Consider the following 22,539-nt stretch of genomic DNA (forward strand, 5'->3'; position numbering starts at 1 on the left):
GCTAGATTTCCTTCCCGTTGAGCGCGCGCGTCGCGAAGTAAAAGCCCGCGCCAAGCAGCGCGATGTAGACGCACCACAGCGCCCACCCCGGCTGCGTCGGTACGGGACCTGCGTCCGCGAAAGTGTAGGGGAGCAGCACGGCGAAATACCCGAAGGGGTTGATCGCGGCGAGCCAAGCGGGAGACAACAGCGAAACGATGCCGCAGAATCCGCCGACGACGCCGCACGCGAGCACTCCGATCTGCGATTCGGTCACCGCCGCGAGCAGGACCATGGCACCGGCGAGTGCGATGCTCGTGATGACAGCCGCGAGCGCGTAGAGTGCCCAGGCCCCGGCGGTGCTTCCGCTCGGCATCGGGGCCCCGAGCAGGACCGGAAACGCGATACACCCGCCGAACTCGAGCAGCTTGAGCGCGGCAATCAGGGGCGCGAGCACGCACAGCTTGCGGCGCAGCAGTGATCCTTGGCGGGTGCCCGCTACCGCGTTGAGCAGCCACCCGCCGCTTGCGTGTTCGTTGTCCACCGCGCGGCTGGCAAGCAGCGCCACCTGCAGCGGGGTAAGAAACGCCAGCGCCATCGCGACACCGATGAGCTGCCCAGACCACGCCCCGCCTGGATCGGCGACAAAGGTGTCCACCTGCCCATCGGCGAAGAGGTTCATCGACGCGAACAGCACGATGCCGAACGAAAGCAGCCCACCGAGCAGCAGGATACGCGTGCGCCGCAGTTTCAGGATCTCGACGTTCATGCGCTCAGGCCCTCCCGTCCCGTCATGCTGATGAAGATCTCCTCGAGGCTTCGGCGTGCCCGCACCACCTGGTGGATCGGGACGTCGTGGGCGACAAGCTGTGCGCACACCGCGGCGACGTCGTCGTCGCTGAGCCCGGGCACCTCCACGCCGCCGGAAACGATGCGTGGCTGTCGCTCACGTAAAACCGAAGTGGCCGCAGTGACGGCAGGGGTTTGGATGAAGAGGTCGGGGAGGTGGGCGTCGAAAAGCTCGCGCTGCGAGCCCTGGAAGACCAGCTTTCCCTGGTTAATGATGCTCAGGCTCGTCGCCATCTTCTCAATTTCCGAAAGCAAATGGCTCGAGACGAGGACTGTGCGCCCCTCGTCGCGCGCAAGGCTGATGATGAGCTCGCGGATCTCCTCGATGCCGGCCGGGTCGAGACCGTTGGTTGGCTCGTCGAGAATGAGCAGCTGCGGGTCGCGCACAAGCGCGATCGCGATGCCGAGACGCTGCTTCATACCGAGCGAATACTTCTTGACCTGCTTATCCATGTGGCGTTCAAGCCGCACGAGGCGCACCGCGCGCTGGGCATGCGCCGGATCGGCCTTGAAAAGTCTTGTGACGATCCGCATGTTCTCGGCACCCGTGAGATGCGGGTACGCCGCCGGCGACTCGATGAGCGAACCGATGTCGGCGAGCACCTCGCCGCGCGTGGCTCTCGTCATCGGCCGGCCCATGACGGTGATTTCGCCGGCGGTGGGAGTAGTCAGGCCGAGCAGCATCTTCATCGTCGTCGACTTGCCGGAGCCATTCGGCCCCAGCAGCCCGTGCACCGCTCCCTGGGGTACTTCGAGCGCAAGCTTATCGACGACCGCCTGCTTACCGTAGGTCTTCGTCAGACCCCGCGTCGCAATAATTGGTGTATCCATGGCTTCCACTCTCGCGGGGAGCGGCGGCGAAAACGTCGGAGCCGGGGACGATCTTTCGCGTCATACCTCGGGATGAGCGAGCAGATCGGCGCGGTCAACGAGGCCGGTGCGGTAGGCAAACAACGCCGCGTGTACGCGGTCGCGCGACTGCGTCTTCGCCAGGATACGACCCACGTGTGTTTTCACCGTCGGCATGGAGATGAACATGCGCTCGGCGATCTCCGAGTTCGACCAGCCACGACCGATGGCGACGAGGACTTCGTGCTCGCGGGCGGTGAGCTCGTCCAGCGCGAGGCGGTCCGCTTTCGGGAGTGCGGGTGCTGTCTCCGTGTGGTTGGCGAGCCGGGAGATGATGCGCTTGGTGGCGCGCGGGGAGATGACGGCGTCGCCGGCGGCGACGGTGCGGATGGCGTCGAGAAGCACTTCGGGCTCAGCGTCTTTGAGGAGGAATCCGCTTGCGCCGCCGGAGAGTGCGTTGACCACGTAGTCCTCGTCGTCGAATGTGGTGAGGACGACCAACTTGGTCTCCGGGAAACGGCGGGCAAATTCGGCGGTGGCGGCGATGCCGTCGAGCACCGGCATCTGCACGTCCATGAGTACGAGGTCGACCGGGCGCTGCGCGTGTTGTTCGAGCGCCTCGGCACCGTTGGCAGCGAGCCACTCCACAGACAGATCCGGCTGAGAGTCGATCACCCGCTGGATTCCGTGGAGGAACAGTGCTTGGTCATCGACGATACCGACGTGGATTGTGGTCATGTATGCCTCCTCATGTCGGGAGCGGGGTACGGGACTCGGAGCGTGGCAGTCCAACGCTGCGGGTCGCTCGGACCGGCTTGCACCGACCCGCCGATGAGTGAGGTGCGCTCGCGCATCCCCCGCAGCCCCTGGCCGGCATGTTCCATTGGTGCCCCGGTGAAGGGGTTGGCCACCGTGATTACCAGTGCGTCGCTGTGCCACGCGACATCGAGCGCCGCAGAGCCATCGCCGTGTTTCAGCGCGTTTGTGAGCGCCTCTTGCACCACGCGCTGGACCGCCAGCGAGGTAGCCAGCGGCAGCTGCGCCGGAGGCGTGCCGGTGACCGTGTACTCCACGTCGAGGCCACCAAGCTGGCTCGTGCGGACGAGCTCGTCGAGATCAAGCGAGGAAGGCGAAGGCTCGACCGGGCGCGACTCGGGTGTGCGAAGCAGCGCGACGACCTCGCGCATCTGAGACAGCGATTTCCGGCCAACCTCGCCGACGGTGCGCAGTGCCTCGTCCTTCTCCTCTGGCTCGCCGTAGCGGCCGCCGTCGGCCTGCGCGACCATCACGGTCAACGAGTGAGTGACCACGTCGTGGATCTCACGCGCGAGGAATGCGCGTTGCTCGGACATGGCGTGCTCAAGTTCAGCCCGCTGTCGCTTCAGTGCCTGCTCCAGCTCACGAGCGGCGGCTTCCTCCGTCCGTCTGCGCAGCTCGCCGAGAAGCCCGGCCGCGACAAGCAGTGTGGCGCTCCACGCAAGGTAGGGGAGGCGCTCGTCGAGAGGCATGCTCCGCAGCACCGGCGAGACCAACGAGATCGCGAGGACATCGCCCACGATGACGACGGTGGCGGCGACATCGCGGAGCACGGGTGGCAAATTCCGGCGGATGAGGTACGCGGCAAACGTCGCCACGACAATATCCGTCACGGTCAAAAGTGGGCTCATCGCCCGCACCGCAAGCAGCGCTACGGCGATGAGCACCGTAGCCAACGGCCAGCGCCAGCGGGAAAACGGCGCGATGATCAGCCACACAACACCAGCCACAATCGTCCACACCGGGACGGAGACGCTGACGACGCCAAGCAACGCAAATGCCGCCAACACGCCGGCGAGGATGAAGTCGCGCGTGCGGAGCTTCGGTGAGGGCGTCATCTGCGGCATAGCCTTAACCTAGCGATAGGGCGCGCGGCATGCGTCATGCCACAGTATGATCCGGCGCGTTTTCCCCGCCCGCGCGCGGCGGGTACACTTCCGCCACATGCGAGTACTAGCGGCGATGAGTGGGGGCGTGGACAGCTCGGTGGCGGCTGCGCGCCTGGTAGAGCAAGGCCACGACGTCGTCGGAGTGCACCTCGCCCTGTCGAAGGACGCGCAGCAGACCCGCGAGTCGGCCCGCGGCTGCTGCTCGCTCGAGGACTCCGCGGACGCGCGCCGGGTGTGCGACAAGCTGGGCATCCCGTTTTACGTGTGGGACTTCTCGGATCGCTTCAAAGAGGACGTGATTGATAATTTCGTCTGGTCCTACGAGCACGGCGAGACCCCGAACCCGTGCCTGCGCTGCAACGAAAAGATCAAGTTCGCAGCCCTGCTTGAGCGCGCGGTGACCCTCGGCTTCGACGCGGTGGCCACCGGCCACTACGCAATCATCGACGACGACGGCAACCTGCGGCGCTCCACCGACCCCAACAAGGACCAGTCCTACGTCCTCGGCGTGCTCACCCGCGATGAGCTCAACCGCTGTCTCTTCCCGGTCGGCGATACGGAGAAGCCGCAGATTCGCGAGGAGGCCGCTGCGTACGGCTTTTCGACGGCCACGAAACCGGATTCCTACGACATCTGTTTTATCCCGGACGGCAACACGCAGGCCTTCCTCGGCCGCTCCATTGGCATGCGCCCCGGGCTGATCAAGGATCAGGACGGCACGGAGCTCAAGGAGCACGACGGCGCGTTCCAGTACACGATCGGCCAGCGCCGCGGACTGGATCTGCGAGTGCCGGCTGCCGACGGCAAGCCGCGCTACGTCACCGACGTGGACACGGAAACCGGCACCGTGACCGTGGGCCCCCGCGAGGCGCTCAAGGTCCACCAGATCACCGCGGACCGGCTCAAGGTGCTTCACCCGGTCATGGAGGGCGAGTTTGAGGCGAATGTGCAGATTCGGGCGCACGGTGGCGTCGTCAAGTGCACTGCGCGCATCGGTGACGACCGCATGACCCTTGACCTGCACACCCCGCTCGAGGGCGTGGCGCGCGGCCAGGCAGCGGTGCTTTACCTGCCGGATCCAGATGGCCTGGGCGATGTGGTGCTCGGCTCGGGAACAATCTGCGCGACGGCCTAGGACGCGCCGAACACGCAGGAGGCGATCAAGCGGTCGATGCCGCGGATATCGATCTCCTTGCCCAGGTTGATCTTGAAGTGGCCGACGTTGGTCCACAGCTCAAGTTCTGCGTTCCAGTCGAGCATCCTGCCGGCGTTTTCGGTCGACCACATGGTCACCGCTTTGAAGGGGATGGAATACATCTCGACCTTCTTGCCTGTCATGCCCTGCGCGTCGCGGATAATCAGGCGCTTGTTGGTAAACACGGCCGCGTCGCGGATTGTTTTGAACGCCTGGATAGCTTGTTCGCCGTGGGCGAGGATGTCCTGAATGTCGCTGGGGATAGGGCAGGGGGAGATGAAGGTCCAGCCCGTGAATTGTTCGAGAGCCATGCACAGAGCATACCCGCACGTCCGTATCATCGGTGCCGTGAATGCAACTGCTTTTGGGCTTGGGCCCTTGCCCGGCGCGGATCTCGCGCAAGCCGCCGACGTCGTGCTTTCCGAGTCTCCGCTGCCGCATATCCCGCAGCTGCCGGAGCGCGGGGTGGGTTCGGATGCAATCGGGCGCACCACCGCGCTGCTGGATATCCCGATCGCGCCCGGGCCCCGTGGTTGGCGCGTCGCTGCCCGCAAGCGTGCCGACGCCGACCGCATGGCCCGCGACCTCGACGCGCTCGAGGTGGCCTGGCACGGCAAAACCGACACGGTCAAGGTGCAGCTGGTCGGCCCGTTTACGCTCGCCGCTGAGGTGGAGATGCCCAATGGACACCGCATGATCACCGACGACGGCGCGCTGCGCGATCTCACCGACGCGCTACTCGAGGCCTGCGCCGCGCATCGTAGCGATGTCGCCTCCCGCTTCGGTTCAACCGTGCTGCAGCTCGACGAGCCGCTGTTGCCTGAGGTCACCGCCGGCACGCTCAAGGGCGCGACCGACTACGAAACCATCCGCGCTATCCACGAGCCGCAGGAAACCCTCGCGCGCTTCGGCGAACACCTGTTGCACACACCGAAGCTTCTCGACGACACCCCGTGGCTCACCGTTGACCCCCGCACCTGCGACAAGGACGCGCTGGCTCGCTTGTTGGACCAGGGCAGCCGCATCGCGATCCCGACAATGGCGCCGCGCGAGCTCTACTGCGTCTTCGACGAGCTGCAGATCGACCCGGCGCGCACCGTGATCGACGTGTATGCGGAGCCAGCGGACACGCTGGTTGCTACCGCGGCGAACTACCGTGCGGCCCGTGAGATGGCGGAAGAACTTAGCATGGAGGCATGAGCGAACCGCTGACGTGGAGTAAGAAGCGACGCGACTATTCGACAGGCGTTACGTTCGGGGCGATGTTCTTCGTCGTCTTCGGTCTGCTGTTGGACGACCTCGTTATGGGCGTTGTCATCGGCGTAGTGTTCTTCATTGTCTTCTCGAACCCCTCAGAAAAACAAGCGGTGTCCTTCGATGGGCAGACACTGCGCTTGGTAGAAGACGATGAAACCACAGAGGTGCCTGCAGAACACATCGAGACCGTGGACCTGACGGACGGCGACATGATCGTGCGGACCAAGACTGGGGAGGTACACGCGCTGGAGTCTGATGACGACGGGCTGCGCGCGTTCGTCGAAAAGCTGCGAGAGGAGCTTTAGCCCACCATCGGCCAGCCCATGCTCACGTTGGACGCGTCGCGCCCGCGGGATTCTAGCCACTTCTTCAGGTCGGTCTGGATGCGGTAGTTCTCCACGGCCTGGTATTCCATGAGCTCGTCGGTGTCCATCTCCGCGAGCTCCGGCCATACCTTGCGCACTTGCTTCCACGCGATACGCGCCGCTGCCATCGCGTCCGAGGTGGCCTCGTGCGCGTTGTCTAGGCGCACCCCGTAATGCTCGCACAGCGCGCCCAGGTTGCGCTTGCCCTTGCGGTAGCGGTTGCGCGCCCTATCGATCAGCAGGGGATCAAACACTGGGCCGGTGACCGTGAAGTCGCCGGTGAGCGCGCGCAGCACGCTTAGGTCGTAGGGGGCGTTAAATACGATGAGGGTGAGCCCGTCCTCCCAGCCCTGCTTGATCGCGGCGACGGTCTCGTGCAGCACCTCGTCGTGGTCGCGGCCCTCGGCCCGCGCCTTTTCCGTGCTGATCCCGTGGACCGCGGCGGCCGCTTCGGGGATCTCCACGCCGGGGTCTGCCAGGGTCTCGTTGGCGGTGACCTCGCGCCCGTCGATACGCACCAGCGCGGAGGTGACAATGCGGGCCTCGCGCGGGTTGACCGAGGTAGTTTCCAGGTCGAAGGAGAGCATGCGGGACGCGTCGAAGTAAGCCATGTTTGCATGATAGCGGGGGAGGCGAACACGCCGGGGCGAAAAGCTATGCTGGCAGGTTGTGAGCGAGATTTCTGCAGATTTGCACCGTGAATGGACCGAGCTGGCAAACGACGTGCGCCACCACCGCGACCTGTACTACAACGGGCAGCCGGTGATCACCGACGGCGAGTTCGACGCGCTTTTTGAACGTCTCAAGGCGCTCGAGGCCGAGCACCCGGAGCTGGCAGTGCCGGACTCGCCGACCAAGGAGGTTGGCGCGCCGACCGCCGCGACTTCCGCGTTCGCCGACGTGACCCACCTCGAGCGCATGTACAGCCTGGACAACGTCTTTTCCCCCGAGGAACTTGCTGAGTGGCTAGAAAAGACGCCGGGGCCGTACCTGACCGAGCTGAAGATCGACGGGCTGTCGATCGACCTGGTCTACCGCAACGGCGTGCTCGAGCGCGCCGCCACCCGCGGCGACGGCACGGTCGGCGAGGACATCACCGCCAACGCGCGCGTGATCGAGGACATCCCGCATAAGCTTTCCGGCGACGCGCCCGCGCTGCTGGAGGTGCGCGGCGAGGTGTTCATCCGCCCGGAGGATTTCCCCGAGCTCAACGAGCAGCGCATGAAGGAGGGCGGCAAGCCCTTCGCCAACCCACGCAACACCGCCGCCGGCGGCCTGCGCCAGAAGGACCCCGCGGACGTGAAGAAGCGCAAGCTGCGCATGATCTGCCACGGCATCGGGGCCCGCGAGGGCTTCGAGCCGGAAACGCAGCACGAGGCCTACCTCAAGCTCGCTGAGTGGGGCCTGCCGGTCTCCGAGTACACCAAGCGGGCTGAGACGGCCAAGGACGTGCAGGACGCGGTGAAGTACTGGGCCGAGCACCGCCACGACGCGATTCATGAGATGGACGGTCTGGTGGTGAAGGTGGATAGCGTCGCAAAGCAGCGCCAACTCGGCTCCACCTCGCGTGCCCCGCGCTGGGCGATCGCGTACAAGTACCCGCCGGAGGAGGTCACCACCAAGCTCAAAGACATCCAGGTTTCGGTCGGCCGCACCGGGCGCGCGACCCCGTACGCGGTGCTCGAGCCGGTCTTCGTCTCCGGCTCCACGGTCTCCATGGCCACCTTGCACAACCAGCACGAGGTCAAGCGCAAAGGCGTGCTCATCGGCGACACGGTCGTAGTGCGCAAGGCCGGCGAGATCATCCCCGAGGTGCTCGGCCCGGTCGCCGATCTGCGCGACGGCACCGAGCGCGAGTTCGTCTACCCGAAGGAGTGCCCGTCGTGCGGCACCACGCTTGCCCCGGCGAAGGAGGGCGACGCCGACTGGCGCTGCCCGAATACCCGCTCGTGCCCGGCGCAGCTTTCGACCCGCCTGGAGTACCTCGCCTCCCGCGGTGCCTTCGACATCGAGGCGCTCGGCGAGAAGGGTGCCCAGGATCTCATCGCCTCGGGCGTGCTTATCGACGAAGCCGCGCTTTTTGACCTCACCGAATCCGACCTGAAGAAATCCACCGCCTACACCCGCAAGGACGGCCAGGTCAACGCCGTCGGCAAGAAGCTTTTGGCCAACCTCGAGACCGCAAAACAGGCCGACTTCTGGCGCGTGCTCGTCGCCCTGTCCATCCGTCACGTCGGGCCCACCGCCGCCCGCGCGCTCGCCGCGCGCTACAAGAGCATGCAGGCGCTTCTCGACGCTGACGTTAACGACCTCGCCGAAACCGACGGCGTCGGCGACATCATCGCCGAATCCTTCAAGGAATGGTTCACCGTGGATTGGCACCGCGACATCGTCGATACCTGGGCAGCAGCCGGGGTGCGCATGGAAGACGACCAGGACCAAGATGCGACCCCGCAGACCCTCGAAGGGTTGACCGTCGTGGTCACCGGCACACTCGAGGGCTTTAGCCGCGACTCCGCTAAGGAAGCGATCCTCATCCGCGGCGGCAAGGCCTCAGGCTCGGTGTCGAAGAAAACCGACTTCGTGGTGGTGGGGGACAACGCCGGCTCCAAGGAGCAGAAGGCGCGCGATTTGGGCCGCCCGATCCTCAACGAGGAGCAGTTCGTCACCCTGTTGGAGCAGGGCCCCGACGCGCTTTAGTGTGCCTCCGCTGCCGTGATAATCGCCATCAGCGGAATCACGCGCGCCGGGCGGAGCACGAATGCGCCGTGTTCTTTGTCCACCCAGCCGGCCGCGTGCAGCGCGTTGAGGTGGTGATACGCCGTGCCCGTGGAGGTGACCACCTCGGCGGCGACCAAGTCGGCGGCAGTCGCGGGTGCGGCGAGCAAGTGCCGCAGGATCTCGCCGCGCACGGGGTGGGCGAGTGCTGCGAGTCGTTCGATTTGCTCCGACCAGTCGTGTGCTGACACCCACTCCGTCGGGCGAGCCCACTGGTAGTCATAGGTCCCGGAGTCTGTGGTCACCGATCCGCCGAAGGCCACCGCGCCGTTGTCGCAGCCCTCGAGCGCGCGCATTGCCGTGGGCAGGTCAGGCAGATCCATGTCTCGTGAAGGGGTGTCCGAGCTGCCTGCGAGCGCTGATTCCAGGGCTGCCACACGCGCTTCGAGTGCGTCGAGTCGTGATGCATCAGAGGTCATGTATGTCTTCTTTCGAGAATTCTAAACACGCCGACATACCAATCGCCCGGCGGCAACGCCCACAAGCACCGACGCCCACGCTACGATCGCCCACCACAGCAAAATCGGCAGCTCAGCGCTGAAGTCCAACGGACTGGTCAGCAACCACACCACAACTGCGGTGAGGACCACGCTGAGCAGCGCGTGCCCGGGGCGCTTCGGTCCCCGCGTAAGTTTGATTGTTTCCCACGCCAACAGGGCGATGGAGACAACAACGAACGCGATCATTCTTCCTCCTTAAGCAGTTCGATGCCGATCTCATCGACCCAGGCTTCTGTGTCACCGGCGACGTAGACCGCGCGGTGCGGCTTGTCCGGGTCCCACACGAGCATGGTGCGAAAACCGCCGGTCCCGCCGTTGTGGAAGGTGTATTCGTCGAGAGTTGCCCAGCCGTAGTCGGGTCGGCCGTGCTCGTCGACCCATTCGATGTAGCGCGCCATGTCGGCCGCAGTCGAGCGGATAGCGCCCGCCGGTGCCCAGCCGTTCATGTCCCAGGGTTCGGCCGCGCGCCCGTTGCTGGCTAGGCCGCGCCCGAGCTGCTGCTTGTCGACGCCCCCTGGCCCCGCCACGTACGTATTCTTCATCCCCGCCGGCTCGAGGATCCGAGTGCGCACGAGTTCCTCGTAGGGCGTGTCAGTCGTGCGCGCTAGCAGCTGGCCGAGCAGCGCGTGCCCGTAGTTGGAGTAGGCTTCCTTGCCACGGTCCTTAAGCTCCATGTCCGGCGCAGCGGCGAGGATGTCTTCGGGGGAGTCGTTGCGGTACGCGTTGCCGCCTTCGGTGAGGTTGGCCCAGAGAATGTCGCCAATACCAAGCGGGCCCATCGCCTCAAGCCCGGCGGTGTGGTTGAGCAGCTCCTCGATGGTCACTGTATCGATCGGTGTCCCGGATTCGCCGAGGATGTCGCCGACGGTGGTGTCGAGGGTGATCACGTCCTCGTCGATAAGCTGGCGCACGAGCTCCGCGTTGAACGTCTTGGTGATTGAGCCGATCTCGAACTCGGTGTGCTCGTCGGCCCCGAGCCCGCCGAAGGTGACCTCGCCTTGGTCGTAGACCAGTGCGGAGAGCGTGTGGTGGCCCGGCTCCGCCCTGGCTAAGCGTTCGAGGGCGGCGGCAAGTTGCGCATTGCCTTTGTGTTCTTCGGCCAGGGTGATCTGGCGAGGGCCGAAACCCAGCATGAGTGCAGCAGTGACGAGCGCCGCGAGTGTGCCGACGCCGAGGGCACCGTACTTGAAATTCTGCATGGATTCTAGAATTCCAAAAAGCTAGACTTGTGGCAAGATTTAGCTCAGGATCGCGCCAATAATGCTGCCGAGGTCGCCGATCTGCGCGACCTCGGAGGCCAAAAAGTCCGGCCCGCCGACGCGCCCGACCACGAGCACCAGGTCGGTACCTGGCAGGCGGGTGATAGACAGGGCAGTGTCCAGCAGCCACCAGGCCTCGGGGACCCACGTGTCAGCATCCGGCAGCAGGATGCGCGCCTTATCTACGTTCGCCATCTCGGGGTGCGAGCCGTCGTCCTCCGGCGCGGCTTGCGACGCCGCAACCCTGACCAAGCCGTCCTCGGTCTCGCGCAGTGCCACCGCCCACGAAGACGTCATCGAACGCGGGATCGCGCCGACGAGCTCTTCCATCGCGCGCTGCTCGTCACCTGCGGCTGACACGATGCGGGAGAGCATCTGGATCTGGCCGCGCCGATCCACGCGCCCGGTAAACGGCCGGATCGAATCCACCTCGGCACCCTGCACGGACGCGACGGCGGTAATCAGCGTATCCACCATCGTGCCCGTGGGCAGTTCCACGACGATGTCGTCGGTGACCATGCCGGCTCCCTCTGATCCCGCCGCAGCCACGGTGTCCACAATGTCCACGGACTGGATGTTGGCGTCGATCATGCCGAACGCCTCCGCGAGCTCGCCGAGGCTGCCCGGGACGTCCGGAAGGGAAACGCGAATAAGGTAAGACATGCACCCAGTTATATCAGTCGGCCTGAACACTCGTCCGCGAAAGGGGCGTTACGCTGGCGAATCTTAACGGAAAGAAGGGAACGAACTCATGCACGCGAACAACCTGCCATCCGCACCAACCGCCGATACCGACCCGCGCGCGTACGGCGACACCCAGCTCGCCGCAGACCGCCGGCTTGTGCGCAGCGGCGACGAGGTCGTCGTGCTTGGCAATGCGCAAGCCCGCGCCGTCGCCGAGGATCCGGCCCACTATTCCTCCGGGGTGTCCCGCTTCATGCAGCTGCCCAACGGCCTCGACGGTGCGCAGCACGAGCAATTTCGCTCGCTTATCGACGCCTACCTCACCCCCGAGGCACTCGACCCCTTCGAACCAGCGTTTCGGAAAGCCGCTCGCAGCGTAGCGGCCGATATTCGCGCCGGCAGGGCAGAAGGCATCTCACTTACAGAGCCCGTCGACGCGGTCGCCGACATCGGCGCGCCGTTTGCGGTGCGCGCCATGCTCGCGTGGCTCGGGTGGCCGGAGCACATGGAAACGCGCCTTATCGAATGGGTAGCAGACAACAACGCCGCGACCCGCTCCGGCGAGATTGAGCGCACCGCAGCGGTTGCAGAGGCCTTCGACGACATGATCCGCGAAGTGGTCGAGCCCTTGAAGGCCGGCACAGACGGCACCGCGCAAGCGCGTGACGCGCTTTCCCCCTTGCTCGGAAAAGACCACGCCTTCCCGGCACCAAGTGTGACCGAGCAACTGGTCAACGACAGAAGCCTCGGTCGCCCCCTCGAATTCGAAGAGCTCGTCTCCATACTGCGTAACTGGACCGCCGGGGACTTAAGCTCGATGGCCTACTGCATAGGCGTGTTGATCCACGCGCTTGCCGGCAACGAGCCGGTGCGGCGCCGCCTACACGCCGGGGTATCGCACGAAGAGTTCACTGCGATCGCGGATGAGATTCTGCGCCAAGACTCGCCCTTTGTCAGCAACCGGCGCGTGACCACCTGCCCGGTCAACCTGGACGGGGTAGAGCTGCCAGAAGGCCAACGTGTCCGCATCCACTGGACAGCCGCGAACCGTGACCCAGACGCGGTCGGCGAGCCGGACGCATTTGCGCCAGGGGAGAGCGGCAACGCGGCCGCCAACCTGGTCTGGTGCGCAGGCCCGCACGCCTGCCCGGGCAAATACCTGTCCATGCTCGAGCTGAAGTGCTTTACCGAAGAACTGCTCGCAGTCTTCGAGCTGACGCAGGTCGACGAGGGCGGAGCGCGCCGGGAGGCCTACCCGGTTGGGGGTTGGGCCGAGCTGCCGACCTATCTCAAAGTGCGGGAGTAGCGGCGCTCGCAGCTACCTCAGCGCCGTGACGTAAGATGAGTGTCGTTTTATTAACCACGTACACAAGAGATTGGAACCGTTTTGGCTGAGATTTCCCGCGAGGAGGTCGCCCGCATCGCCCGGCTTGCCCGCATCGCGCTGCAGGACGACGAGCTCGAGCAGATTTCCCAACAGCTCGACCAGATCATCGACGCTGTCTCGAAGGTGCAGAGTGTCGACACGGAGGGCGTAGAGCCGATGAGCCACCCGCACTCCATCGATGCGGGTATGCGCCCGGACGTGGAGAAGAAGACACTGACGCAGGCACAGGCGCTGGACCAGGCGCCCGAGGTGGAAGAGGAGCGCTTCGTTGTGCCGCAGATCCTGGGGGAGGCTGACGAGTAAATGACCCAGCAGACGAACTACACCATTCCCGCGGAGGGCCTTGTGTCCAAGCCCGCCCACGAGCTGGCCCGCATGATCCAGGCCGGTGAGGTCACCTCCCGCGAGGTCACCCAGGCCTTTTTGGACCGCATCGCGGAAACCGACGAGACGCTCGGGGCCTTCCTCCACGTCGGCGCGGAGGAAGCGCTCGCTGCGGCAGACGCCGTCGACGCGCAGGTCAAGGCGGGCGAGGAACCCGCTTCTGCGCTCGCTGGCGTGCCGCTGGCGCTGAAGGACCTCCTGGTCACCACCGATGCGCCGACGACCGCTGCGTCGAAGATGCTTGAGGGCTACATGAGCCCGTATGACGCGACCGTCGTGAAGCACTTGCGCGAGGCGGGCATCCCGATTCTTGGCAAGACCAACCTCGACGAGTTCGCGATGGGCTCTTCCACCGAGAACTCCGCGTACAAGGTCACCCGCAACCCGCACGACATTGAGCGCGTGCCGGGCGGCTCTGGCGGCGGCACCGCGGCAGCGCTCGCAGCGGGCCAGGCACCGCTGGGCATCGGCACCGACACCGGCGGCTCGATTCGTCAGCCGGCGTCGCTGACCGGCACCGTCGGGGTGAAGCCGACCTACGGCGGCGTGTCTCGCTACGGCGTCGTGGCGTGCGCCTCCTCCCTGGACCAGGTCGGCCCGTGCGCCAACACGGTGCTGGATACGGCTCTGCTACACGAGATCATCGGCGGCCACGACGAGTTCGACGCCACCAGCGTTGATCGCCCCGTGGGCTCGCTTGCCGACGCCGCCCGCGAGGGCGCATCCGGCGACCTCAACGGCGTGAGGATCGGCCGCATCAAGCAGTTCGCCCGCCCGGGCACCCAAGACGGCGTCAACGCGCGCATCGACGCAGCGTTTGCCCAGCTCGAGGCCCAAGGCGCGGAGATCGTGGAGGTCGACTGCCCGCGCTTCGACGACGTGATGGGCGCCTACTACATCATCCAGATGTCCGAGGTCTCCTCGAACCTCGCGCGCTTCGACGGCATGCGCTACGGCCTGCGCGCCGGCGACGATGGCAAGCACTCTGCTGAGCAGGTCATGGCCGCCACCCGCGGCGCAGGCTTCGGCGACGAGGTCAAGCGCCGCATCATCCTCGGCACCTACGCGCTCTCGGTGGGCTACTTCGACGCCTACTACCTGCAGGCCCAGCGCGTGCGCACCCTGATCGCGCAGGATTTCGCCCGCGCCTTCGAGCAGGTTGACGTGCTCGCGGGCCCGACCGTGCCCTCGACCGCCTTCAAGATCGGGGAGAAGGTCGACGACCCGCTGGCGATGTACAACTTCGACCTGTTCACCCTGCCGCTGAACCTCGCCGGCCTGCCGGGCATGTCCGTGCCTGCGGGCACCACCGAGGACACCGGCCTGCCGGTCGGCCTGCAGCTGATCGCCCCGGCCTTCGAGGACGCGCGCCTCTACCGCGTCGGTGCCGCTTTTGAAGCCGGCCGTTAATCCCTGGAATACCCTCGCAGCCCTGGCTGCGGGGTATTTTCTTGTCCTGATCGATCAGGGCTTCATGCCCGTGATCACGCCGCTTTTGCCTTTCGACGTAGGCTCCGCCGTGTGGCTCACCAGCATCTACCTGCTGTGCACGGTGGCCCCGATGCCGGCGACGGGCAAACTCGGCGACGCCTTCGGGCAACGCGGCGTGTTCCTCATCGGCCTTGCCATTTACGTGGCCGCGCTGGTGCTCGCGGGCGTGTCCTGGTCCTTCGGGTCTCTGATGGTGGCGCGAGGCCTGCAGGGCGCGGGTGCCGCGGCGTTCTTGCCGCAGGCGTTCGGGCTGATCCCGCGCGTGTTCTCGTCGGACACACAGGGGCGGGCGTTCGCCGCGTGGGGCGTGATCGGCTCGGTGGCGTCCCTGATCGGCCCGGTCGTCGGCGGGACAGTAGCTGACAGCCTCGGCTGGCGCGCGGCGTTTTTTGCCCAGGCGGCACTTGGGGCGGTGGCGCTGATCGCCGGACTGATCGCGCTGCCGCGACTGCCGCGCAGCGGCGAGCGGGTCGCCCTGCTGCCTGTGCTGCTTTCCTTCGGCGGCCTTGGGCTGCTGGTTTACGGCATCCAGTTCGGGCAGTGGCCCTCGATCTTCTTCGGCGCGCTGCTAATCGGCGTGCTGGTGCGCTCAGCCCGCAACGGCACCGACAACGGATTTCTGCCCGTAGAGCTCATACTGCATCGCTCCTTCGCGCTAGGAGCCCTGGGCGTCGCCGCGATGGGCTTTAGCGTGGCGTCGATGTTCATCCCGCTGATGTACTGGCTGCAGACCGTCGCTGGTGCCTCACCGACCGCATCCGGCGCGATCACCGCGCCTATGTCAGTGTTCGCGTTGGTGCTGACCCCGGTCGCCGGGTACCTGACGGACCGGCGCAACCCGGGCAAGCTCTGCGCCGCTGGCTTCAGCATTTCCGCGGCCGGGCTGGCACTCGCTATCGCGCTGATCCACATGGGGGCGGGCGTGTGGTGGTTCACTGCCGTGACCTCGCTACTGGGCATCGGCGGTGCGTTCGTCTGGGCACCGAATGCGGCGGTGACCATGCGCGGCATCCCTGAGCACGAAACCGGTGCCGCCTCCGGGCTCTACAACACCGTGCGCCAGGTCGGCAGCGTGCTCGGCGTCGCGCTCGTGGGTGCGGTGCTTGTGCGCGGCGACATCGAGCAGACCGCGCACGTCGCGATGCTGCTGCCGCTCACGGCGATGCTTATCGGCGCAGCGAGCTCGTTAGCCCTGCGCCGCGACGTCGGGTGAGCTGGCTCGGCCTCGCGGCGGCGAACGCGCTAGGGTGGACGGTATGCGACTTGCGACACTGACTTCCGGCGGCGACTGCCCAGGCTTGAACGCCGTCATCCGTGGAATTGTCCGCACTGCCAGCGCCGAGTACGGCTCCACCGTAGTCGGCTACCAGGACGGCTGGGTCGGCCTCATGGAAGACCGCCGCGTCGACCTGTACGACGACGCCTTCATTGACTCGATCCTGCTGCGCGGCGGCACTATCTTAGGCACCGGCCGCCTCCACCCGGACAAGTTCAAGGCTGGGCTGGACACGATCAAAGAGAACCTGGCCGACGCGGAGGTCGATGCGTTGATCGCCATCGGCGGCGAGGGCACCCTCAAGGGCGCGAAGTGGCTCTCCGACAACGGGATTCCCGTGGTCGGCGTGCCGAAAACAATTGACAACGACGTTGCGGCGACCGACTACACATTCGGCTTCGACACCGCTGTGTCCGTGGCCACCGACGCGATCGACCGGCTGCACACGACTGCGGAATCGCACAACCGCATCCTCATCGTCGAGGTGATGGGCCGCCACGTCGGCTGGATCGCCCTGCACGCGGGCATGGCCGGCGGCGCGCACTACACCGTCATCCCGGAGGAACCCTTCGACATTGCCGATATCTGCAAGGCGATGGAACGGCGCTTCCAGATGGGGGAGAAGTACGGCATCGTCGTCGTCGCCGAGGGGGCCATCCCGAAAGAAGGCACCATGGACGGAGGCCTGGGCGAGGAAGACGAGTTCGGCCACATCACCTTCAACGGCATGGGCCAGATCGTCGCCGACGAGATCAAGAAGCGCCTGGGCTACGACGTGCGCACCACCGTGCTGGGCCACATCCAGCGCGGCGGCACACCGACAGCCTACGACCGCGTGCTGGCCACACGCTATGGCGTGCACGCGGCGCGCGCGGCGCACAACAACAACTTCGACACATGCGTGGCTCTGCACGGCGAGAACATCGAGCTCGTCCCGCTTGAGTCCGCGATCGCGCAGCTGAAGACCGTGCCGGAGCACCGCTACACCACCGCCAAGGCGATGTTCGGCTAAATGCGCGACCGGATCACCGATCCCTGCCGCCTGCTGGTGGTCGGGATCAACCCCGGTCGCTTGAGCTACGCCCACGACGCCCCCTTCGCACATCCCGGCAACCGTTTCTGGCCCGCCTTTGAACGCGCGGGCATCACCCCGTACCGCGTCGACGCGACGGGCGGGATTTCGGAGGAAGACGCGGCGATGCTCGCCGAGCTGGGCATCGGCTTTACGAACTTCGTCGACCGCATGACGCCGCGCGCCGCGGACCTGAAGCGCGAGGAGCTTGTTGCTGGCGGAGAAAGGGTGCGGGTGTGCGTCGAAAAGCATAAGCCTCGCGCGGTAATGGTGGTGGGCATCGGTGCCTACCGCGACGCGTACCGCAAGCCTGGCGCCACCCGCGGGCTGCAACCGGAGCTCCTTGCTGGCGTGCCTGTGTGGGTGGTGGGCAACCCGAGCGGGCTCAACGCGCACGAAACGGTCGACACGCTGGCGGAAAGTTACCGCGAGGTGTGGGAGGCGAGCGTCGGGAAGTAGGATAGAGCGCATGACTGCCTACGACTTGATGGATTACGACGAAGTACTGGAAAAGTACGACCCCGTGATGGGCCTCGAGGTGCACGTGGAGCTTGCGACGGAGACGAAGATGTTCTCCACGTCTTCCGCGCACTTCGGTGCCGCGCCGAACACGAACATCGACCCGGTTTCGCTCGGCCTGCCGGGCGCACTGCCGGTGGTCAACGCGAAGGGCGTCGAGTGGGCGATCAAGATCGGCCTGGCGCTGAACTGCAAGATTGCCGAGAGCTCCCGGTTCGCGCGCAAGAACTACTTTTACCCGGACCAGCCGAAGAACTACCAGATCTCGCAGTACGACGAGCCGATTGCCTACGACGGCTACCTCGACGTGCAGCTCGAGGACGGCACCGAGTGGCGCGTCGAGATCGAGCGCGCTCATATGGAGGAGGACACCGGCAAGCTGACGCACCTCGGCTCGACGTCGGGGCGCATCACCGGCGCGACTGCCTCGCTGGTGGACTGCAACCGCGCGGGCGTGCCGCTGATCGAGATTGTGACCAAGCCGATCATCGGCGCCGGCGAGCGCGCGCCCGAGGTGGCTAAGGCGTATGTCGGCGCACTGCGCGAGCTGGTCAAGGCGCTGGGCGTCTCCGACGCGCGCATGGACCAGGGCTCGATGCGCTGCGACGCCAACGTGTCGCTGCGCCCGATCGGGCAGGACGAATTCGGCACCCGTACCGAGACGAAGAACATCAACTCACTGAAGTCGGTCGAGCAGGCCGTCCGCTTCGAGATGCAGCGTCAGGCCGCCGCGCTGGAAAACGGCGAGGAGATCGTCCAGGAGACCCGCCACTACCAGGAAAAGGACGGCTCCACCTCGAAGGGCCGTCCGAAGGAGGAGGCGAGCGAGTACCGCTACTTCAACGACCCGGACTTGCCGCCGGTGATCGCGAAGCCGGAGTGGGTCGAGGAGATCCGCCAGACGCTGCCGGAGCTGCCGTGGGTGCGCCGCGCGCGCATCCAGGAGGAGTGGCAGCTGCCGGAGAAGGAGTTCCGCGACCTGGTCAACGCGGGCGCGCTCGATCTGGTGGTGGACACCGTCGAGGCCGGCACCACGCCGGACGAGGCGCGCGCCTGGTGGGTCTCCTACATCCAGGCAAAGGCGAACGAGGCGGGCAAGGAACTCGACGCACTCGGCGTCGAGCCGACGGACGTCGCCCGCGTGGTGGAGCTGGTCAAGGAAGGCAAGCTGACCACCAAGCTGGGCCGCCAGGCCATCGACGGCGTGATCGCGGGTGAGGGCCGCGTGGACGAGGTCGTCGCCGCCCGTGGGCTCGAGGTTGTGCGCGATGATGGCGCGATCGAGAAGGCCATCGACGAGGCGCTTGCTGCCAACCCGGACATCGTGGAGAAGTACCGGGCGGGCAACAAGAAGGTCACCGGCGCAATTGTCGGCGCGGTGATGAAGGCGACCCAGGGCAAGGCCGACCCGGGTGAGGTCAACAAGATGATCGCCCAGAAGCTCGCTTAGCGACGCCAAAAAGAGGCGCCCCCGTTATTCGGGAGCGCCTCTTTTTATGTGCCTCTACTTGGCCGACTTATCCTCGGGCTTGACTGCGGGGAAGCTACCGGTCTCGTAGACCTCTTTGTAGGCGTCCCAGTCGATGCCTTCGCCGTCGGATTCCGGCGAGCCGCTGTAATCAGCGTGCTCGGGGTCGAGGGACGGAGCGTCCTCGAGGTTGAACTCGCTGTCGTTGTCGGCGTCGAGGTCGGCTGCGACCTCCTCCTGGACGGAGTGCCACAAGTTCGCGTCCTCGACGTGCGACTCGGCGACGAGGGATTCGACCTCCTTGCGCTGCTTGGCAGAAAGGCGATCCTCGGTCGGGTCGAGCGCGGTTTCGGCCAGCTCGGCGAGGCGCTCGCGGCGCTGCGTCTCTTCCTTGATGTTGCTGCGGTCGCGGAACCAGCCGATAAGGATCGCAATCGTCAGGATGATGCCCAGGTAGCCGATGAACGGGTAGACCCAGCTGATCAGGTCGGCGAATCCGACGAAGGAAAGCAGGAAGCCGATGCCCACGACAGTGAAGTACACGGGGCGGAAGCGTTCCGGGTGCTTGTGGGTCAGGCGGCGCGCCATGGCGTAGAACATGCCAACCGCAGTGTTGTAGATCATCATGTAGATGATGATCGACACGATCACGCCAACGGTCGGGTGCATCGAGTCGAACACAGCCAGCAGCGGCATGTCCGCGCCGGCGACCTTGTCCATGTTGAAGAACAAGATGAAGTTCAAGATGACCAGCAGGATGGCGAAGATGAGGCCGCCGAGCAGGCCGCCGACGCCAGCGGTGCGCGGGTTCATCTGCGAACCAGCGATGACGAGCATCATGGACACCGCCATGATGTTGACCAGGGTGCCGTAGTTGACCGCAGCGAGCAGCCAGCTATTAAACACGCCGTCGGCAGGCGACTGCTGCAGTGCGATCTCGTTCATCTCGTTCAGACTGTCCGGCATGTGCATGATCGTGATGCCGAAGGCGACGATGATCGCCACGATGAGGAACGGTGTGATGACAGAGATGACGTCGGTGATGCGGTCGACGTCCAAGAACCCGGAGAGCACCAAGAACACGGTCATGATGGTGGCGCCAATCCACGGGGCGAACCCGAACTGCTGGTTCAGGTTCGACCCTGCGCCGGCAACCATGACAAAGCCGAACGCGAAGAGGCTGAACATCGTGGCGTAGTCCATGTACTTGGACACGATTGGGCTGGAGACGCGGTTGAACACCGCCGAGTGGTCGTCGGCAAGGTAGTAGGAGCCGAGCTGGAAGATCGTGGTGCCCACTACGAAGATGATGGTGCCGGCGATGACCGCACCGACGATGCCGATGTAGCCAAACGACAGGAAGTACTGGATGACCTCCTGGCCGGAGGCGAAGCCCGCGCCGACCAAGAGGCCGACGAGCGCCATCGCCACTTTTATTGTTTGTCGCATAACGTTAATCCTTGGTGTTTCGATAATCTAAGAAAATGAACAGAGGCCGATGGTAACAAAGCGCCGCACGGCCTGCGAATAGGTATTGTGCGTGAGTACGGGGCATTTTTGCGCTCGCGACCGAGTGAAACACCAGCGTATCCACCCCCGCGCGAACCCAGGCTCGCGTCAGTTTTGCATTTTTCCACCCAGGAAAACGTTATGAGTTTGTGATAGTCGATGTCCGAATGTGTGGCTTTCGCCCGCCGTCCTTTAGACTTTGCTCCCATGACCAAGATTCGCGAAGCCGTAGAGGCTGACACCCCCGTCATCTACGAGATGATCAAAGAGCTCGCCCTCTATGAGAAGGAACCAGACTCCGTCACCTCTACCGAAGAGGACGTGCGCACCCACCTTTTCGGCGAGAACCCGAGCGTCTTCGCCCTGGTTGCAGACAACGACGGCGTACTCGAGGGCATGGCTCTGTGGTTCTTAAGCTACTCCACTTGGGAGGGTCGCCACGGCATCTGGCTCGAAGACCTTTACGTCCGCGAAGAACACCGCGGCAAGGGCCTTGGAACCGCGCTGCTGCAGGAGCTCGCACGCATCGCCGTCGACAACGACTACCGACGCGTCGAGTGGACCGTGCTGAAGTGGAACACGCCGTCGATCGGCTTCTACGAGGCCATGGGCGCCGGTGACATGGGCGAGTGGTCCACGATGCGCCTCGATGGCGACGCACTGCGCGTTCTCGGCAGCACCCGCGACTAGCGCTGGAAGGGCGCGGGGTGTTTGACCTCTTCGCCCGCGCGGACTGGCCGCGGCGGGGTCACGCCGTCGGCGAAGGGAGCGCCGGGGAGCCGGTCGCGCTGGTGGGCGTCGATAAGCCAGCGCATGTCGGGCCCGGCAGGGACGACGCCGGTCGGGTTGATCTCCGCGTGCGTGATGTAATAGTGCTCCTTGATCTCCTGAAAGTCGGTCGTGTCGCCGAAACCGGGGAGCTGGAAGAGCTCCTGGAGGTACCCACGCAGGTTGGGCATCTGCGCGATGCGGTTGCGTGAGGCCTTGAAGTGCCCGACGTAGACGGGGTCGAAGCGGATGAGGGTGGGGTAGAGGTAGATGTCGGCAAGTGTGATGTGCTCGCCGACCAAAAAGCGGTGCCGCCCGAGGTGGTCTTCCAGCCAGTCCATGTGCTCCCACAGGTCGGCGTAGGCCTCGTCGTAGGCGTCCTGCGAGCCAGCGAAGCCCGCGCGGTAGACGCCGTTGTTGACGTGGCGGTAGATCCGGTCCGTGACCTCGTCGATCTCCGCGCGCAGCTTAAGCGGGTAGAGGTCGGGTGCGCCGTCGCGGTGGTGTTCGCGCCAGGCGTCTTGGAAGTCGATGGGGATGCGGTGGAAGTCGTTGGTCACCGCCGCGCGCGTTCGCTTCTCGACGACCACCGGCACCGTAATCCCCCGCGGATAGCCCGGAAAGCGCGCCTCGTAGGCGTCTTTGAGGAAGTGCAGGCCCGTCTCCGGGTCCTTGCCGTTCGGGTCGAGGTCGAAGGTCCACGAGCGGGCGTCGTGGGTAGGGCCGGCGAGGCCGAGCGAGATCGCGTCCTCCAGCCCTAGAAGCCGGCGGACGATGATGGCGCGGTGGGCCCACGGGCAGGCGCGCGCCGCCATGAGGCGGTAGCGCTCCGCCTCGACGGGCCAGGCGTAGCTGCCGTTTTCGGCCGGCTGCGGGTCGCTGCCTGGGGCAAGATCAGCACTGAAGTGGTCGTCGATGTAGGTGGTGTCGCGGACGAACTCGCCGTCCGGGGAGGCGTTGCGTGCTGGTTGAGGGCTCATGGGAACGAGTATCCCCACCAGACGGTGACGTGTCAACCAAGTTTT

General features: G+C 65.5%; 24 protein-coding genes. 12 read left to right on the plus strand and 12 right to left on the minus strand.

Annotation, left to right across the window (positions count from 1 at the left end; all coding sequences use genetic code 11):
- Position 1: 1 nt before the first annotated feature.
- From CIMIT_RS05015 to CIMIT_RS05030, 4 genes are read right to left on the minus strand one after another with little or no spacing between them, the layout of a single operon-like run.
- Positions 2-748, minus strand: coding sequence for an ABC transporter permease (locus CIMIT_RS05015; RefSeq protein ID WP_038590038.1), 747 nt, complete (start codon positions 746-748; stop codon positions 2-4).
- Positions 745-1,659, minus strand: coding sequence for an ABC transporter ATP-binding protein (locus CIMIT_RS05020; protein WP_038590040.1), 915 nt, complete (start codon positions 1,657-1,659; stop codon positions 745-747). The genes CIMIT_RS05015 and CIMIT_RS05020 overlap by 4 nt, the downstream gene beginning before the upstream one ends.
- 60 nt (positions 1,660-1,719) lie before the next feature.
- Positions 1,720-2,415, minus strand: a complete 696-nt coding sequence (locus CIMIT_RS05025; protein WP_038590044.1) for a response regulator — start codon at positions 2,413-2,415, stop codon at positions 1,720-1,722.
- Positions 2,412-3,551: a sensor histidine kinase gene (locus CIMIT_RS05030; protein ID WP_157727799.1), complete on the minus strand. Its 1,140-nt coding sequence runs from the start codon at positions 3,549-3,551 to the stop codon at positions 2,412-2,414. Before CIMIT_RS05030 ends, CIMIT_RS05025 begins: the two co-directional genes overlap by 4 nt.
- Before the next feature lie 106 nt (positions 3,552-3,657).
- Here CIMIT_RS05030 and mnmA point away from each other — a divergent pair, with 106 nt between their 5' ends.
- Entirely contained in the window at positions 3,658-4,737 is a 1,080-nt protein-coding gene (gene mnmA / locus CIMIT_RS05035) for a tRNA 2-thiouridine(34) synthase MnmA (RefSeq protein ID WP_038590047.1), read from the plus strand.
- Here the strand turns inward: mnmA and CIMIT_RS05040 are convergent.
- Complete coding sequence (locus CIMIT_RS05040) at positions 4,734-5,108, minus strand: PH domain-containing protein (protein ID WP_038590049.1); 375 nt, start codon at positions 5,106-5,108, stop codon at positions 4,734-4,736. The two genes, mnmA and CIMIT_RS05040, sit on opposite strands and share 4 nt — an antisense overlap.
- 37 nt (positions 5,109-5,145) lie before the next feature.
- Between CIMIT_RS05040 and CIMIT_RS05045 the strand changes: the two genes are divergently transcribed.
- Both CIMIT_RS05045 and CIMIT_RS05050 read left to right on the plus strand, forming a co-directional pair.
- Positions 5,146-5,997: a uroporphyrinogen decarboxylase/cobalamine-independent methonine synthase family protein gene (locus CIMIT_RS05045; RefSeq protein WP_038594121.1), complete on the plus strand. Its 852-nt coding sequence runs from the start codon at positions 5,146-5,148 to the stop codon at positions 5,995-5,997.
- Positions 5,994-6,359, plus strand: a complete 366-nt coding sequence (locus CIMIT_RS05050) for a hypothetical protein (RefSeq protein ID WP_038590052.1) — start codon at positions 5,994-5,996, stop codon at positions 6,357-6,359. Before CIMIT_RS05045 ends, CIMIT_RS05050 begins: the two co-directional genes overlap by 4 nt.
- Here CIMIT_RS05050 and CIMIT_RS05055 read toward each other — a convergent pair.
- Complete coding sequence (locus tag CIMIT_RS05055) at positions 6,356-7,030, minus strand: 3'-5' exonuclease (protein WP_038590054.1); 675 nt, start codon at positions 7,028-7,030, stop codon at positions 6,356-6,358. The genes CIMIT_RS05050 and CIMIT_RS05055 overlap by 4 nt on opposite strands.
- A gap of 58 nt (positions 7,031-7,088) precedes the next feature.
- Here CIMIT_RS05055 and ligA point away from each other — a divergent pair, with 58 nt between their 5' ends.
- Positions 7,089-9,119 (plus strand): NAD-dependent DNA ligase LigA, encoded by a 2,031-nt coding sequence (ligA, locus tag CIMIT_RS05060; RefSeq protein ID WP_038590057.1) that lies wholly within the window; start codon positions 7,089-7,091, stop codon positions 9,117-9,119.
- Here ligA and CIMIT_RS05065 read toward each other — a convergent pair.
- The 4 genes from CIMIT_RS05065 to CIMIT_RS05080 are packed head-to-tail and all read right to left on the minus strand — an operon-like array spanning position 9,116 to position 11,619.
- Positions 9,116-9,616, minus strand: a complete 501-nt coding sequence (locus CIMIT_RS05065) for an ArsR/SmtB family transcription factor (protein ID WP_038590060.1) — start codon at positions 9,614-9,616, stop codon at positions 9,116-9,118. The genes ligA and CIMIT_RS05065 overlap by 4 nt on opposite strands.
- Before the next feature lie 21 nt (positions 9,617-9,637).
- Positions 9,638-9,883 carry a hypothetical protein gene (locus CIMIT_RS05070; RefSeq protein WP_038590063.1) on the minus strand — a complete coding sequence of 82 codons (246 nt, stop codon included), beginning with the start codon at positions 9,881-9,883 and terminating at the stop codon, positions 9,638-9,640.
- Positions 9,880-10,896 (minus strand): serine hydrolase domain-containing protein, encoded by a 1,017-nt coding sequence (locus CIMIT_RS05075; RefSeq protein WP_038590068.1) that lies wholly within the window; start codon positions 10,894-10,896, stop codon positions 9,880-9,882. The genes CIMIT_RS05070 and CIMIT_RS05075 overlap by 4 nt, the downstream gene beginning before the upstream one ends.
- 39 nt (positions 10,897-10,935) lie before the next feature.
- Entirely contained in the window at positions 10,936-11,619 is a 684-nt protein-coding gene (locus tag CIMIT_RS05080) for an ACT domain-containing protein (protein ID WP_038590071.1), read from the minus strand.
- 88 nt (positions 11,620-11,707) lie between these two features.
- Between CIMIT_RS05080 and CIMIT_RS05085 the strand changes: the two genes are divergently transcribed.
- The 7 genes from CIMIT_RS05085 to gatB all read left to right on the plus strand — a co-directional run bounded on the left by CIMIT_RS05085 (position 11,708) and on the right by gatB (position 19,219).
- Positions 11,708-12,946: a cytochrome P450 gene (locus CIMIT_RS05085; protein ID WP_038590073.1), complete on the plus strand. Its 1,239-nt coding sequence runs from the start codon at positions 11,708-11,710 to the stop codon at positions 12,944-12,946.
- A gap of 81 nt (positions 12,947-13,027) precedes the next feature.
- Positions 13,028-13,330, plus strand: a complete 303-nt coding sequence (gene gatC, locus CIMIT_RS05090) for an Asp-tRNA(Asn)/Glu-tRNA(Gln) amidotransferase subunit GatC (protein ID WP_038590076.1) — start codon at positions 13,028-13,030, stop codon at positions 13,328-13,330.
- The gene (gatA, locus tag CIMIT_RS05095; protein WP_038590079.1) at positions 13,331-14,821 is read left to right on the plus strand and encodes an Asp-tRNA(Asn)/Glu-tRNA(Gln) amidotransferase subunit GatA; all 1,491 of its coding nucleotides are present in this window, start codon (positions 13,331-13,333) and stop codon (positions 14,819-14,821) included.
- Positions 14,796-16,115: an MFS transporter gene (locus tag CIMIT_RS05100; protein ID WP_231910351.1), complete on the plus strand. Its 1,320-nt coding sequence runs from the start codon at positions 14,796-14,798 to the stop codon at positions 16,113-16,115. Before gatA ends, CIMIT_RS05100 begins: the two co-directional genes overlap by 26 nt.
- Before the next feature lie 43 nt (positions 16,116-16,158).
- Positions 16,159-17,190, plus strand: a complete 1,032-nt coding sequence (locus CIMIT_RS05105) for a 6-phosphofructokinase (protein ID WP_038590082.1) — start codon at positions 16,159-16,161, stop codon at positions 17,188-17,190.
- Positions 17,191-17,709 carry a mismatch-specific DNA-glycosylase gene (locus CIMIT_RS05110; protein ID WP_038590085.1) on the plus strand — a complete coding sequence of 173 codons (519 nt, stop codon included), beginning with the start codon at positions 17,191-17,193 and terminating at the stop codon, positions 17,707-17,709.
- A gap of 10 nt (positions 17,710-17,719) precedes the next feature.
- Positions 17,720-19,219: an Asp-tRNA(Asn)/Glu-tRNA(Gln) amidotransferase subunit GatB gene (gatB, locus tag CIMIT_RS05115; RefSeq protein WP_038590088.1), complete on the plus strand. Its 1,500-nt coding sequence runs from the start codon at positions 17,720-17,722 to the stop codon at positions 19,217-19,219.
- Between the two features lie 54 nt (positions 19,220-19,273).
- Here gatB and CIMIT_RS05120 read toward each other — a convergent pair whose 3' ends face one another.
- On the minus strand, positions 19,274-20,686 hold the full coding sequence (locus tag CIMIT_RS05120) for a YkvI family membrane protein (protein ID WP_038590091.1): 1,413 nt from the start codon (positions 20,684-20,686) through the stop codon (positions 19,274-19,276).
- A gap of 267 nt (positions 20,687-20,953) precedes the next feature.
- Between CIMIT_RS05120 and CIMIT_RS05125 the strand changes: the two genes are divergently transcribed.
- On the plus strand, positions 20,954-21,436 hold the full coding sequence (locus tag CIMIT_RS05125; protein ID WP_038590094.1) for a GNAT family N-acetyltransferase: 483 nt from the start codon (positions 20,954-20,956) through the stop codon (positions 21,434-21,436).
- Here the strand turns inward: CIMIT_RS05125 and CIMIT_RS05130 are convergent.
- Positions 21,433-22,494, minus strand: coding sequence for a glutathione S-transferase family protein (locus CIMIT_RS05130; protein WP_038590097.1), 1,062 nt, complete (start codon positions 22,492-22,494; stop codon positions 21,433-21,435). The two genes, CIMIT_RS05125 and CIMIT_RS05130, sit on opposite strands and share 4 nt — an antisense overlap.
- Between the last annotated feature and the right edge of the window lie 45 nt (positions 22,495-22,539).

Origin of the sequence: Corynebacterium imitans, assembly GCF_000739455.1 — a bacterium.
Classification (GTDB): domain Bacteria; phylum Actinomycetota; class Actinomycetes; order Mycobacteriales; family Mycobacteriaceae; genus Corynebacterium; species Corynebacterium imitans.